Origin of the sequence: Pseudochelatococcus sp. (assembly GCF_050946405.1) — a bacterium.
In the GTDB taxonomy this organism is placed as follows: domain Bacteria; phylum Pseudomonadota; class Alphaproteobacteria; order Rhizobiales; family Beijerinckiaceae; genus Pseudochelatococcus.
In genome coordinates, this window is sequence record NZ_JBMNUS010000001.1 from 545,818 (window position 1) to 559,674 (window position 13,857).

10 protein-coding genes and 1 pseudogene are annotated in these 13,857 nt (G+C 63.5%); 5 read left to right on the forward strand and 6 right to left on the reverse strand.

All coding sequences use genetic code 11. The features are described 5' to 3' along the window. Positions 1–15: 15 nt before the first annotated feature. Positions 16–1,338 carry an ATP-binding protein gene (locus ACOYJQ_RS02305; protein ID WP_433456114.1) on the forward strand — a complete coding sequence of 441 codons (1,323 nt, stop codon included), beginning with the start codon at positions 16–18 and terminating at the stop codon, positions 1,336–1,338. Between the two features lie 95 nt (positions 1,339–1,433). Next, positions 1,434–1,961 (forward strand): annotated as a pseudogene (locus ACOYJQ_RS02310) (AraC family transcriptional regulator); the annotation flags it as partial. 348 nt (positions 1,962–2,309) lie between these two features. Here ACOYJQ_RS02310 and ACOYJQ_RS02315 read toward each other — a convergent pair. The 5 genes from ACOYJQ_RS02315 to ACOYJQ_RS02335 all read right to left on the reverse strand — a co-directional run bounded on the left by ACOYJQ_RS02315 (position 2,310) and on the right by ACOYJQ_RS02335 (position 8,568). Then, entirely contained in the window at positions 2,310–3,683 is a 1,374-nt protein-coding gene (locus tag ACOYJQ_RS02315; protein WP_433456116.1) for a DUF1254 domain-containing protein, read from the reverse strand. Further along, on the reverse strand, positions 3,680–4,708 hold the full coding sequence (locus ACOYJQ_RS02320) for a DUF1254 domain-containing protein (RefSeq protein WP_433456118.1): 1,029 nt from the start codon (positions 4,706–4,708) through the stop codon (positions 3,680–3,682). The genes ACOYJQ_RS02315 and ACOYJQ_RS02320 overlap by 4 nt, the downstream gene beginning before the upstream one ends. Before the next feature lie 76 nt (positions 4,709–4,784). Beyond that, positions 4,785–5,705 carry a formylglycine-generating enzyme family protein gene (locus ACOYJQ_RS02325; RefSeq protein ID WP_433456411.1) on the reverse strand — a complete coding sequence of 307 codons (921 nt, stop codon included), beginning with the start codon at positions 5,703–5,705 and terminating at the stop codon, positions 4,785–4,787. A gap of 77 nt (positions 5,706–5,782) precedes the next feature. Continuing rightward, entirely contained in the window at positions 5,783–6,658 is an 876-nt protein-coding gene (locus ACOYJQ_RS02330) for a SphA family protein (protein WP_433456120.1), read from the reverse strand. A 320-nt stretch (positions 6,659–6,978) separates the two neighbouring features. Continuing rightward, positions 6,979–8,568, reverse strand: coding sequence for an arylsulfatase (locus ACOYJQ_RS02335; RefSeq protein ID WP_433456122.1), 1,590 nt, complete (start codon positions 8,566–8,568; stop codon positions 6,979–6,981). A gap of 375 nt (positions 8,569–8,943) precedes the next feature. Here ACOYJQ_RS02335 and ACOYJQ_RS02340 point away from each other — a divergent pair, with 375 nt between their 5' ends. Continuing rightward, the gene (locus tag ACOYJQ_RS02340) at positions 8,944–9,633 is read left to right on the forward strand and encodes a Crp/Fnr family transcriptional regulator (RefSeq protein WP_433456124.1); all 690 of its coding nucleotides are present in this window, start codon (positions 8,944–8,946) and stop codon (positions 9,631–9,633) included. Positions 9,634–10,086: 453 nt separating this feature from the next. On the opposite strand, the gene ACOYJQ_RS02345 is transcribed toward ACOYJQ_RS02340, so the two are convergent. Next, complete coding sequence (locus ACOYJQ_RS02345; RefSeq protein WP_433456126.1) at positions 10,087–10,497, reverse strand: hypothetical protein; 411 nt, start codon at positions 10,495–10,497, stop codon at positions 10,087–10,089. Positions 10,498–10,731: 234 nt separating this feature from the next. Here ACOYJQ_RS02345 and ACOYJQ_RS02350 point away from each other — a divergent pair, with 234 nt between their 5' ends. Next, positions 10,732–10,956 carry a helix-turn-helix domain-containing protein gene (locus ACOYJQ_RS02350; RefSeq protein WP_433456128.1) on the forward strand — a complete coding sequence of 75 codons (225 nt, stop codon included), beginning with the start codon at positions 10,732–10,734 and terminating at the stop codon, positions 10,954–10,956. Then, positions 10,946–13,552, forward strand: coding sequence for a hypothetical protein (locus ACOYJQ_RS02355; RefSeq protein ID WP_433456130.1), 2,607 nt, complete (start codon positions 10,946–10,948; stop codon positions 13,550–13,552). Before ACOYJQ_RS02350 ends, ACOYJQ_RS02355 begins: the two co-directional genes overlap by 11 nt. The last annotated feature ends 305 nt before the right edge of the window (positions 13,553–13,857 follow it).

Consider the following 13,857-nt stretch of genomic DNA (forward strand, 5'->3'; position numbering starts at 1 on the left):
GTAAAGGACGCTCGGGTGACTTCGCTGCGCCGCCGGCTCTTCACGCTGCTTCTTGTCGCCACCGGCGCCATCTGGGTCAGCGCGACCGTCTGGATCTATGTCGGCAGCCGCACGGAACTGGAGAAAGTGCTGGATACGCGCCTTCAGGAAGCGGCGAAGATGGTGCATTCGCTCGTGTCGGGCGGCGACATGGCGACGGCTGCCGGCCCGCCTGCGTTGGACGACGCCGGCTATTCCCGTCAGCTCTCCTGCCAGATCTGGTCGTTCGACGGCCGCCTGCTGGCGCGATCGAGCGGGGCGCCGGCCGAGATCCTGGCGGAAGAGGGCGAGGGATTTGCCGACCGCGAGGTGAACGGCGAAGTCTGGCGCGTTTACACCATCGTCGACGCGAACAAGGGCGTGCGCGTGGCGGTCGGCGACAGGATCGGCCTGCGAGACCGGCTCGTCCGCGATCTGGTGTCGGGGCTGGTCTGGCCGGCCGTCCTCATCGTGCCGTTGCTCGGGTTGCTGATCTGGTTCGGCCTTGGCCGCGGCCTCGGGCCTTTGAACGCCGCGGCGCGCGAGATCGCCGCGCGCGACGGCGAGGATATGCGCCCGATCGACGGCCGGAGCGCGCCGGCCGAGATCCGGCCGCTGCTTCTCGCGTTGAACGGCCTGTTCGAAAAGGTGGAAACCGCGCGGCGGCACGAACGCGATGTCACGGCTTTCGCAGCGCATGAACTGCGCACGCCGCTCGCCGGTCTCAAGACCCAGGCGCAGGTCGCGCTGGCGGCGGCGGAAGGCCCTCTCAGGGTAGCCGCGCTGCGCCAGATCATCGTGTCCGTGGATCGCACGAGCCGGCTCACCCGCCAACTCCTCGCGCTTGCCAAACTCGAGGCGATGCCGAGGGTGGACCCGTCCGCCCGCGCCGATGTCGCGGCCGTGCTGCGGGAGGCCATCGCAGCCTGTCCGGCGCCTGCCGGCATCACGATCGATATCGATCCGGCGATCGAGCGACTTTCGATCGAGGGGGAGGCGGAGACCCTTCATCTCGTGCTGCGAAACTTGCAGGAAAATGCGATCGAATACGCACGGAGCCGGATTGTCTGGAGCGTAGCATCCGACGGCCGCAGCGTGTCGGTCGAGGACGACGGACCCGGTATTGCGACGGAAGAACTGCCGCTCGTCACGAAACGATTCTATCGCGGCCGCCACAGGAGCGTTTCCGGCTCCGGCCTCGGGCTGACCATTGCCGACATGGCCGGGAAGAGGATCGGTGCGACGCTGGTGCTGACCGGCCGCGAAGGCCCATCGGGATTGCGCGCGACCCTGCGCCGGGGCTGGAGAGGTCCCGTTTAAAACGGAAACACTCCAGCTTTCGCCCATGGCTGAAAAAGCTTTGCTTTTTCTCCCGCTTCCATCTTGCATCGGAACTGCGCGACGAGAACCGGGATCGGCTCGCTTTCCTGTTCGTCGAGCCTGACGCCGCCCCGCTCCCCCGGCATTGCTGCACACTGTCGATTTCGCCGATGATTCGCGAAATGATCGGCCGCCTTGCAAGGGCGTCGCCCGACTATGCGCCGGACAGTCACACGGCTCGGCTGATTCGTGTCCTGCTCGATGAACTGACGCTGATGCCGGAGGAGCAGTTCAACCTGCCGGTATCGGATCACCCGAAAATCCAGCGGATCGCCAAGGCGCTCACGTCCGATCCGGGCGACCGGAGCACGCTCGGCGAATGGGCGGCGCGCGTGGCATTGAGTGAGCGGTCGCTCACCCGGCTGATGGTTCGGGAAACCGGGCTGACTTTCGGCCGCTGGCGGCAACAATTGCAGATTATCGTCGCCCTGCGCGAACTTGCAGCCGGCGCGACGGTGCAACAAGTGTCGGACACGCTCGGATATGAGTCCGTCACCGCGTTCATCCTGATGTTCAAGAAAGCGCTCGGTCAGACACCGGCCCGGTATTTTGCTGCCAGATAGAGGTTATTCCCAACCGCGATGGGCTTTCCGACGGCCTGTTCGATGCGGGCGCGCCCTCTGTAAACGGCCTTGTGCGGGATGGCGGGAATGATGCCGCGGTTTCGGGCGGAGCCCTGACGGCATAGCCCTTGTCGCGCCGGCGCGACCCGGAGCGTCTCCAGCGCCGCAGCCCACCGGAAGCACGGAACGCTCTGATAGCTGTTGTTCGATCCTCATGAGGGAAGGCCGGATTGACTCGGATCGCGCAGTCCCCCGACGTCGTTCAACCGGACCTGGCTGCAATTTCAAACGACTGGACGCCTTGCCGCGGCCGTCAAGTCAAGGAACTGTCGGGGGGCGCGGATCATGTCATGCGAGCCTCTCCATGCTTGGCGCAGTCCACCTCTTGTCGAGCGCTTCAGGTTTAGGCAGGTACAATCGCATGATCGCGTAGAAAGGTTCGGCGGGGGCGGGCAGCCAGTTGCTTTCCAGTTCCGGGCCGGGACTCTCATGTTGGAGATAGAGCAGGATTTCTCCGCGGTCGTTCGGTTTGATCCCGGGCAGCATCGCTGAGTTGATGACATATCGGCTCAGAGGATTTTCGACCAGGAGTTGCGACGCCGTTGCATACATCGTCAGAGACCAGAAGGCGCCAACGGGCGGCAAGTCCGCTTCCGAGGCGAACCGCAGCACATAGCGGTGCTTGCTGCCGTCCGGCGACGCGCCCTGATCGTCCCGGTTATAGTTGATGTACAACGCTTCTTCGACCGAATTGCCGTAGATGCCGCCCATTGCGGCCGCGGCGCGCGTCAAGTACCGCCCCTTCATAAAGTCCGGATCGCCGAAGATCGTTGAGGAATCGGTAAGATTTTGGGCTTCCGCCAGGATCGACTGCAAGCCGGGCCTCACGGCAGCTCGCATTTCGGCGACGAGCTCGGGGCTCATCGACCGGTCAGGCCAATGGCCGCCGGCCGCAATGCCGAGACCGGTGTAACCGGACCGCATTTCCTCCTCGCCCGGTAACGGAGCAGCGAACTCCAGCAGAAAAGTAGCCAGCGACCAGAAATCAGTCGCGAGTATCTCGTCGCTGATAACCGGCCATTGAACGGCGGTCGGAGCGAGAGGCGCAGGTTGCCCGAGATAGGAGGAAAGCGGTTGCGCGACATAGCCCGCCTGAATTTCCCGGACGCGGGCAAGGTCTGACGGATCGAGGAGTTGCGTGCGCACGAGCCCCATGGCCAAGGTCGTAGGCATTGTCACGACACGCCGGACGCCCGTGGGCACGGTTCCGCGCCAGCCGGGGCCCGCAATCAGAAAATCTCCGCCACCATTGCCGTCCCGGCGGGAGCCGAGATAGTCGACATTGTGTGTGTACAGATCGACAAGTTGCAGAGAATAATACCGGTGCGCCTCAATGTTCGGCAACGATATGATTACGGGCTCCGCACGGAGGTCAAACACAATGAATGAGTAAGGGGTATCTGAATTCGGCGTGATAATCGCCGTATCCTGAGGTGTGTACACACGCGCAACGCTGTTGACGGTGTTGGGAGGCCCCTTGTACTGCCTTCCGCCTTCTTCAAAGGCATATTGAAACATGGTGAGATAGTTTTTCACCAGCGGATATGTATAAACGAGAGCTTCCCGGATCAGTTCCGTCTGTCGGGACTGCGATCCGCCCCACGCCGGCCGGCACGCCAGCATCGACCCTGCCCCGATCTTGATCAGCGTTCGGCGGTTCATTTCAATTCCTCCACGATTTCCTTCACGTCGGGGAATATCCAGCTGCCATCGAGGATGGCGGTGTCGGGGCGATAGAGGCGAACCATCCAGCTCCAGCCATCCGGGGTGGGAAGACAGTTGGGAATCTCGCCGTCGCATCCTCCGAACCGTATCGTAACGCCGCCATCCGCATCCGTCTTCGCGGTCAAATTGTTAAGCGTATAGGCGTTGTACGCGTTCGGCGTGTAGTATCCGTCAGCGTTATAGACCGAGACGGACCAGAAACCGCGCACGGGCACCTCGGCCACCTTGAGGGTGTAGGCGGCCCTGCCGTCGTTGTTCGGCGCCACGCGGTTCAGATAGAGCGCCTCGGTTTCCGGGTTGCCGCCCCACGCCATCGCCGAGCCGATAAGATGACGGATCGGATCGACCTCTCTCCTGCTTCCGAACATGCGCCGCGTGTCCGGCAGAAGATCGCCCAGCGCATTGAGCGCCTTGCGTGTCCGGGACCGGGTGGCCTCGTCCCACGCGGGCGGCTCGAAGGTTCCTGTCCGGGCCTGCTCGATCCCGATGGCATCCTGAAGCGCGTGGACCTTGGCCAGATCGCCCGGATCCTCCGGGTTCGCCAGGATTCGAATCGCGGTCACGACATAGCGCGTGCCGATGGCATCGCGCTCCAGTGTAACGGGTCCCGGCTCGTAGTACACGCCGTGGGTGTAGTGGTCCTGATCGATGACCTGCAAGGAGATGAACCGGTCGCCCGCATCGGGTAGCGTGATGGTCACCGGCCCGGCGTCGAGGTCGAAAACGGCCGAGGAATAGAGCGTGTCCCGATTGAGGCGGATGACGGTCTGCCGGTCCAGTGGCGTCATCTCCCGCGTATGGTTGAGCCTGCCGAACCCGCCAAGTCCGACGACCCCTTTGAAATAGAGATCGCTTTCGGCCCGAATGAAATTGTCGGAGTTCACGAGTGCCGGTTCGGCGAACGCCGGGGCCGGTGCGCATGCGAGTGCGATCAACAGTAAAAGGCGCGGGTAAGTGGTCACGACGGATCCCCCTGATAAATCGATACACTCATTTGGTCTTCGCTTGGCCGGAGCGACCGACCGGAGCGGTTGTTCATCAACGCCGCTCCATCCGGCGCACGCAGCGAAAACCGACGTGGCTCGTCGAGGTATCGACGGGCTCGGCGTGGCGGGCGGCGGGACGGTAGCGGCGGCAGTAGTTGGGCGCGCACAGATGCGAGCCGCCCTTCAGCACTTTGCGCGGGATGCGGATCTCGGGCTGCGCGGGATCGAGGCTCTCCGCCTCGGGGCCGCCGCGCGGATTGACCGGCACGCAGCAGGCCTTGGGCGCATCCTCGGGATGGCGCGTCGACCAGAAGTCCGCGGTCCATTCCCATACGTTGCCGATCAGGTCGTAGAGGCCATACCCGTTGGGCGGGAACGCCTTCACCGGCGACGTTCGCTCGTAGCCGTCGAGCGCCCGGTTCTCGAACGGGAACTGGCCCTGCCACGTGTTGGCCATATGCCGGCCGTCGGGGCAGAGTTCGTCGCCCCAGGCGAATTCCGCCCCGTCCAGGCCGCCGCGCGCCGCGTATTCCCATTCGGCCTCGGTTGGCAGATCCTTGCCCGCCCAGGCGGCATAGGCGGCGGCATCGTGGTAGGAGACATGCACGACCGGATGGTCGTCCAGCCCCTGGATGGAACTGCCCGGCCCGTAGGGCCTGCGCCAGTTGGCGCGGAAACGGAACTGCCACCAGCGGCTCCAGTCGCGCAGGTCGACGGGATGATCGGGCGGGGTGAACACCAGCGAGCCGGCCTTCAGCATCTCCGGCAGCGCGCCCGGATAGTCCTCGGGGGCGGGGGCCTTCTCGGCGAAGGTGACGTGGCCGGTAGCCTCGACGAAGGCCCGGAACTCCCGGTTGGTGACGGGCGTCACATCGATGAAGAATCCCTCCACCGTCACCCGATGCGCGGGTTTTTCTTCGGCGTAATGGTCATCCGAGCCCATGCGAAACGTGCCGCCGTCGATCCGGACCATGTCGCCGAGCCGCGCCGGATCGGCGGGCAGAACCCGGCTGCGCGATTTGGCGAACGGCTTTCTCATGCGCGCTTCTCCTACTGCCCGGCGGTGATCGGCAACGCGACGGTGACGATGCCGGCCGTTCCTTTCATGCGGTTCGTCGTGTTGAATTCACGGAACACCTTGAGGCGGGTGGTAATCGGCGCCCCGGCGACCGTGAAGTTGTAGCCGACCGAGCCGCCGACCGCCGTCACCCGCCCCTTGTAGGAGCCGAGCCGCGCGCCGCGCCCGCCGTCGCCCGTCACCTGCTCGTAATGATAGCCGACAAGACCGACGGAAAAGTCCTTGCTGAGGTACTGGGTCACCGCCCATTCGACGTGGAACTCGGTGCCGGTGCGGTAGTTCGTCTCCGGGTTCTCGCCGTTGAAGGTGAAGCCGGCCGCGACCGACAGGTCGAGCCCCCGTTCCGGGTCGAGCCAGGTGAGCGCTGCCGAGATGTCGCCGGCCCAGCGGTGAAACGCGATGTTGGCCAGTTGCCCGTCGCGATAGTCGCCCACCGGCACGTTCAGCATGCCGAGCACGTTCCAGTGGAACTTGCCCGCATGCCAGCCGAGCGAGGCCGTCGCCACCGGATCGCCGAACACCGTGGTCTTGTCGCGCAGCGAGCGATAGGCATCGATGCCGAAGCGCGGCGCATCGATATCGACCCCCGCGGTCGCGTTCGCCCGCCCGAAGGGCAGGATGGCGCCGAACGCGATGTTTCCGCCCAGCACCTCATGCGGCAGCACCCAGGTGCCGCTCAGCAGGTTCGTGCGCGCCTGCGCCTTGACGTCGGACACCACGCGGCCGCCGGCGGGGAAGGATTTGCCCCCGCGCATGTCGCCGTCATAGATATAGAAGTCGTTCTGCACGTAGAAACCCGGCGGGGGCAGGAAGCCGGCCATCGGCCCCCGGCTGCCGAGCAGATACATCCCGACCCCATCCTCCGCCGCACGGGCCGGGGCTGCGTCGAAGGCAAGCCATAGCCCGGCCGCGCTGACGCAATGCATTCCGATGCGCGGCATTCCGACGCGCGACAGCCGCGTCGCTGCTTTCCGATAGTGACAGTCCGGCACGCCGACCTCGCAAGGATGTGGCCCCGACCCGTTTCGCGCCTGTCAGGCGCCGGGCCGGAAGGGGGATCATTTCTGGAACGCAAAAACGGTTTTCCGATCGTTCTTCATTCGGTAACGGGGGCGCCGCGCGTGCGGACGGCGGCCGGCGGAAGAGGCCGCCGCCGACATCGCGGTTTTCAGTTCCCCGCCGCTTCCATCTGCCTGTTCATCTGCTCCACGATCTGGTCGACCGTGAAGGAGGCGGCGCGCTGGCTCGGCGGATATTCCTTGAACGTCGAGAAGTACTGTTGCGCGGCGACCTGGGCGATGTTGATGACATAGACCTGCGACAGCACCCAGTCCCAATAGGTATTCGACGTGATGTCGGCCCGCTCGTAGGGATCGGCGCGCAGGTCGAACAGCTTCGGCACCCGCAGGCTGGTGAAGGGCTCGCTCCACACCTGCAACGTGCCGGGGGCGCGCTGTTCGGCGAGCACGATCTTCCAGTTCAGGTAGCGGAGGCCGACGAATTGGCCGTCGTCGTTGAAGTACAGGAACTCCTTGCGCGCTCCCTGCTCCTGTTCTCCGGTCAGGTGGGGCAGCTGGTTGTAGCCGTCGAGATGCACCTTGTAGGTCTGTCCGCCGAGCTCCCAGCCCGCGCGCAGGCGCTGCTTGATATCCGTGTCGCCGGCCGCCGCCAGCAGCGTGGGGAACCAGTCGAGGCCGGAGAAGATCTCGTTCGACACCGCGCCGGGCTCGATCTTGCCGGGCCAGCGGACGATGGCGGGCACGCGGAACGCGCCTTCCCAGTTGGTGTTCTTCTCGGAGCGGAAGGGCGTCGTCGCCGCATCCGGCCACGAGTTCAGGTGCGGGCCGTTGTCGGTCGTGTAAATGACGATGGTGTTGTCGGCGACGCCCAGCTCGTCGAGCTTCTTCAGCAACTGTCCGACATGCCCGTCGTGCTCGACCATGCCGTCGGCGTATTCCGTGCGGGCCGCGAGGCCGGGCTCGCTGCGGCGATCCTCGCGCACGTGGGTGCGGAAGTGCATGCGCGTTGTGTTCATCCAGGTGAAGAACGGCTTGCCGGCCCCGACCTGCCGCTCGATGAAGTCGGCCGCCGCCTGCGTGGTCTCGTCGTCGATGGTCTCCATCCGCTTTTTCGTCAGCGGCCCGGTGTCCTCGATCGCGCCGCCGGCCTTCGCCCTGATGACGCCCCGGGGCTTGATCATGTTGCGGAACTGCTCGTCGCGCGGATAGGTGCGCTGTTCCGGCTCCTCCTCCGCGTTCAGGTGGTAGAGATTGCCGAAGAACTCGTCGAAGCCGTGGTTTGTCGGCAGGAACTCGTCCTTGTCGCCGAGGTGGTTCTTGCCGAACTGGCCGGTGGCGTAACCCAACGGCTTCAGCGCCTGGGCAATGGTGATGTCCTTCGCCTGCAGGCCCACCGGCGCGCCGGGCACGCCGACCTTCGACAGGCCGGTGCGCAGCGTCGTCTGGCCGGTGATGAAGGTGGAACGGCCCGCCGTGCAGCTTTGCTCGGCGTAATAGTCCGTGAACTTGAGGCCCTCGGCCGCCAGCCGGTCGATGTTGGGCGTGCGATAGCCCACCAGACCGAAGGTATAGGCGCTGATGTTCGATTGCCCGATGTCGTCGCCGAAGATGACGAGAATGTTCGGCCGGGCGCCCTCCCGAGGAGTCCCTTGAGCGGGTTGGGGCTGCTGCGCATGCGCAACCCCCACGGCGCCCACGCAGATCAGCGCGACCGAGGCCAGCAGATTGGTCAGTTTCACGATTGTCTCCACTTGTGACGTGTATGATCAAACGCCAGCCGGCATCAGCGCCGGACAGCAGACACTCCGCCTCGAAACGCGTGCATCATGGCACGCAGCCCGCATGAATTCTGTCCGAAAAGGGACAAAGACCGGGACTTTTCACCACATTCGAGCCATATTCTCCCGGGCAGGCCATTATTGAAACGATCGGTTTACTGAAATTCAAGAAAAACGGTACGAAGGGCGCATTAAGATCAAATGGAATAATTTTATTGATAGAAATTCAATCAAAATCAAATATTTAAATCATTTATCCGATCAAGCGAAATGGAAATGAGCTGGAAACGACAGCATCTCGCCATCCTTTCGACAACGATAGCAGCAGAAGACACGATGACTGACATATCCAGGGAGCAGGCTGCGGACATCGTTTCGAGCCGCGGTTGGCTATCGCTTGTGCCGGAAAGTTTCCGGTCCGATATACTGCGCCATGCGGTGTTGCAGCATTTCGCCGCCGGCGCCGTCATTTATCGCCTTGGAGACCCTCTCGGCGGTATCTACGGCCTCGTCACGGGAATCGTGACCGTCAACATCGCGCCGGCGCAACACGTGCCGCAGTTGATCCATCTCGGCGTTGCGGGGGCATGGACCGGCGAGGGCTGCTTCCTCACCCGCCAGCCCAGGCGGCTGGAACTGCGGGCGCTCGTCGCTACATCCATGATGCACGTTCCGCTCGAGGTGCTCGACAGGCTGGCGGCGCGCGATGCCAACGTCGTCCGGTATATCGCGCAGAGCACCATGATGGGCGTCGACATTCTCATCCAGGTCGTCCACGATCTGCAACGGCCCGACGCGACGCGGCGCATCGCGGCGGTTCTGCACCGCGCCACATCGATCGGCCAGGTGCCGATTCCCCTGACGCAGACGGAAATCGGGGCGATGGCCAACGCCTCCCGCAAGCAGGTGAACGCCGCCCTGCAGCGCTTCGCCGCGGCGGGCTGGCTCAGCAACGCCTATCGCTCGATCAAGATCATCGACCCGGAGGCGCTGCTTGACTTCGCGTCGGAAGGTGACGAAGATTGACCCGTGTCGCCAAACGCCGCCGCCGGAAGCTCGATCGGCAATCTGACTGAAAAGATCAGTGCGCGGCCGCCGGTCGGGCAGCAGTTCGATCAGCCGGCTATGTAACGCCGTGCAGCCGCGTCAGTGGCTACGCGGGCGCGCGCGTGAGGCCAGACACCACCTGTCCGATTCGATGCGCGGCGAAGCAGCGAGGACCGGGCGGCGTCGATTCGCCGACAGGTGGCGGTCGGCTGCATCACCACCGTTGACCCACATGGGACGGGACGCCGGTATAGTATAGGGGAAGGAAGGGTATACACCCGCCGCGCCGCAGCCGGTGGCTGCCCCCTCCCTGTGTGCAGGGGCGTCCCGTCCCACCGTCCCGGCAACCTATTGCAACGGATCACATTTCCGACGGATAAGATGGAAGCTGGGGATGACGTCCGCATTCGCCACGCTGAATCGGAAGCATTGTCATTCCTTTGGCCAGTTTTCAATATAATCTAATTTCATAGTGATTCCCTGTATGTCCAATATTTTCTGAATCCGTTCCAGCGCATTGTGCTCTATTTGCTCTGGGATATCATCATGTAGCGAAGCAAAATCAATCCACTTCTGCGCTACAGTGCCGCTGAACTTTTTTCTCAGGCGCTCTTCGGCGTTCTCCAGTAACCCAAAACGCTTCACTGCTTCCCGGGCGAGGCCGCGGACTGAACGCGGTTTGGGTGGCTTTTCCCCTTTAAGTCTCGCCATACCGACGCGGGCGCTGTCATTATCTGCTTCCGATCCAATCCACCGCAGCGCGGCCTCATCAGAATCTCGCGGCCGACCTTCCGGGTTCGGCTGACCAAACAATGCCTGCTTTGCATCACGAAGCCGATCCATGCGACGCTTGGCTATGGACGCGGAAGCCGGCCCCGGATCAGGGTAAGCATCTATAATGGAAAGCAGAACCTTATCGACAAAAGAGCGGCAACCGCCTCCCCATAATCAGTGGGCTCATCCTCGTCCGGCAGCTCCGAGCTCATCGTGGTTCCTTTCCGCGAGTTTTTCCCCATACGAGGGCGCGCATTTCATATAGCTGAATAGACCTCCTCAACGCACGATTTGGAGGTCATCGTGGAAAAACATCTTTCCGGCACTTCGGCGCTGGGACCTGAAAAGCTGCTTACCACACAAGAGGCAGCGCAAGCCCTTGGCGTTCATGTCTGGCAGATTCGTCGCGCCGTGAAGCGCGGCGACATCCCCAGCTTCACGCCATTCAACTCTCGGCGACTGGTAAAGCTCTCCGAAGTGATCGCCTACATCGAATCCTGCCGGCAGGGAGGTGGCGATGAGCGCTGAATTTTCCCTCCCCGACTTCATCTGTGCCTTCTACGGTTCGTCCTTCGAGGGCGAGGTCAAAATATGGAGCCTCAAAACCAGAAGAACAACTTCATACGGAGCGGATGCCATTCCTCAGCTCGTCCACGATATCGAGAAGCGGAAGCACGCCGAAGACCTGTATCTCGGGCTGAGCACCCAGCCGGGCGACCTTGGTCCTACCGCACGCGGTTCGAACGAGACCGCCATTTCGCTTCCGGGCTTCTTCGCTGACATTGATTTTGCAAATGCGAAGGACAGTGCCAAACGGTATCCGCCCGACTGTGACACGGCCCTTGGCCTCATTCGGTCGTTCGAGCACGAGCTGTTCCTGATCCAGCATAGCGGCAACGGTTTGCACATCCTCTATCCGTTCGACAAGGCGCTGGTGATGCACAATCAGGAAGCTCGGCGCAGGGCGCGAGCTATCCTGCAAAACTTTCATCGCAAGCTTGCCGCCCATTTCATGCGTGAAGGCTATGAGATCGACAATGTCAGCGATCTTGCGCGCGTCTATCGGGTGCCGATGACCTTCAACCACAAATCCGGCACGCCGAAACTCGTGGCGGTCGTCGCCTACAATCCGGAGAACCGATTGTCGCTGGCCGATCTCGAACGGGAAGTGCCCCCAGAAGACAGCGAGACGCCCAAGGCAATCTCAGAGAAGCTCGCCGACCACGATCTGATCCGGCGCGAATGCGCGTGGTATGATCATTTCGCCGGCGACGGGGCGGCGACGGCCGATAAGCCAAACTGGTACGCCACCGCGTCGATCACCGGGCGCTGCAAGGATGGCGAAGGGATCTTTCACAAATACAGCGCCACCCACCCCGGCTATAATGTGCACGAGGCCACGAAGAAACTGCACCGCGCGCTCAAGGAGGCCGGTCCACGCACCTGCGAATCCATCAATTCGGAACTCGGCAACGGGCGCTTCTGCGACGGGTGCCAGCATCGCGGCACCATCACGTCGCCGATCCAGTCCGGGTCGGGTTACGATCCGGGCCGCAACGGGCCGATTCCGCTGGGCTTCACGAAAGAGGGGCACTTCGCGCTGCTCGACCCCGTGCGGAAGATCATTATCCTGGCCTCGGCACAGCAGCTTCTGGCACAGCAATATCTCCTCGGGCTGGCCGAGTCCGGCTTCCGGTGTCAGCGGTTTCCGGGAAGAAAGCCGGGATCCGCAAACTATGCGGCGGCTGGCGAAGCTCTCATGAAAGCGTGCCGCCGCGCGGGTCCGTTCAATCCGTCGCGCGTTCGTGGTCGCGGCATCTGGCTGGAAGGGGACAAGGTTGTCGTCAATCTCGGCGAGCCCATCGACAGCAAGCGATTCGTCTATCTGTGCTTCGAGCCGGTTCCGTTCGCCGACGCGGGAGTCTTCGACGCCCAACGCCTCTACGACCATCTCAAGCTTTATAACTGGCGCTACCCACAGGACGCCGGCCTGCTGTTCGGCTGGCTCGCAATGGCACCGGTGTGCGGCGCGCTGGTCTGGCGGCTCCATGCCTTCGTCTATGGCCCGGCGCGGTCAGGCAAGACCACCATCCACGCCGTCGCTTCCATGGTGCTAAGCCCGCTGGCGATTTCAGCCGATGGTCAGAGCACCGAGGCCGGGATTCGCCAGACACTGGGACCGGACAGCCTGCCGATCCTGATCGACGAGTTCGAGAGCGACCAACGCGGCACGACGCTGAGCAACGTCCTGCGGCTCGCCCGCAGTGCCTCGTCGGCCGACACGCCGGTGCTGCGGGGAACGCCGGAAGGGAAGGCGCTGAGCTTCAGCCTGCGCACCACCTTCCTGTTCAGCGCCATCAACCCGCGCGGCATGTCGGCGGCCGACCAGTCGCGCATCTCGATGTTCGAGCTGCTCATGCACGACAACGACCGGGAGGTGGCCAAGCGCATCGCGGAGGATGAAGCCTACTTCCGCACGACCGGCGCGGCGTGGTGCCGACACATGATCGCGAACGCGCACCTGATCCAGCCGGCGGCGGACGCCGTCGACAGCCATCTCGCCGGCGACAGGCGGCACCGCCAGAACATGAGCATCCTGATCGGGGCGGGCTTTGTCGCCCTCCACGGCCGGGTTCCGTCCGACGAGGAGGCGCGGGCGTTGGCGACCGAGTACGAATTTGCCATCGAGCGCCACGCCCTCGAGTCCTACCGCGACGACGCGCAGGAATGCCTTGACCACCTCCTGTCCTTCATCGTGGACGACTACCCCCTCGGGCACTGGCTTGCCTGCGTGCGCGACAAGCAATTGAACGGCCGCAACGATTTTGCGGACGCCGAACGGATCGTCGCGAGTCACGGCATGCGGGTGAACGCCGAGGGCGATGATGCCGGCTTCTACATCGCGAACGGCGCGCCGGCGATGGAGGATGTGTTTCGCAATACGCCGTGGGAGAAACGGGCTTGGGAAAAGGCTCTCCGCAAGCTGGAAGGCGCATTCACGCCGCTAAACCCGGTTCACTTCCCGCTTATCGGCAAGAAACGAGCGGTTGGTATGCCGTTCTCGTACCTGCCGGAGAAGCCGCTTCCCTTCAATGACGGGCCGACATCACCCACACCGATTTAACCTCGGGCAGGACGGACGGACGCCTGCATAGTATGGGGGAGGGAGGGGGTATATATGCCTGCCGCGCCGCTGCCGCCGGCGGCGCACCTACCCCCTCCCCCTATGTGCTGGGGCGTCCGTCCGTCCGGCGCGGATGCCTCGTCGCTGCGATTTCAACCCTCGCGGGCATGGAATCCGGCAGCCCGGAAGTCCCGTCGCGTCGGGGCTGAAATGCCAGTCAGGATATCGCGGTTACAGCTCTGGTTACAGATGAAGCGCCGGAATATGCGCTCGTAACAGCCTGACCATGCAGCTCTGATAGGCTG

Coding starts and splice junctions, on each gene's coding strand:
- ACOYJQ_RS02355 (WP_433456130.1), top strand. CDS start 10,946: ATGAGCGCTGAATTTTCCCTCCCCGACTTCATCTGTGCCTTCTACGGT.
- ACOYJQ_RS02325 (WP_433456411.1), bottom strand. CDS start 5,705: ATGGTCCGGATCGACGGCGGCACGTTTCGCATGGGCTCGGATGACCAT.
- ACOYJQ_RS02330 (WP_433456120.1), bottom strand. CDS start 6,658: ATGTATCTGCTCGGCAGCCGGGGGCCGATGGCCGGCTTCCTGCCCCCG.
- ACOYJQ_RS02345 (WP_433456126.1), bottom strand. CDS start 10,497: ATGGATCGGCTTCGTGATGCAAAGCAGGCATTGTTTGGTCAGCCGAAC.
- ACOYJQ_RS02315 (WP_433456116.1), bottom strand. CDS start 3,683: ATGAACCGCCGAACGCTGATCAAGATCGGGGCAGGGTCGATGCTGGCG.
- ACOYJQ_RS02340 (WP_433456124.1), top strand. CDS start 8,944: ATGACTGACATATCCAGGGAGCAGGCTGCGGACATCGTTTCGAGCCGC.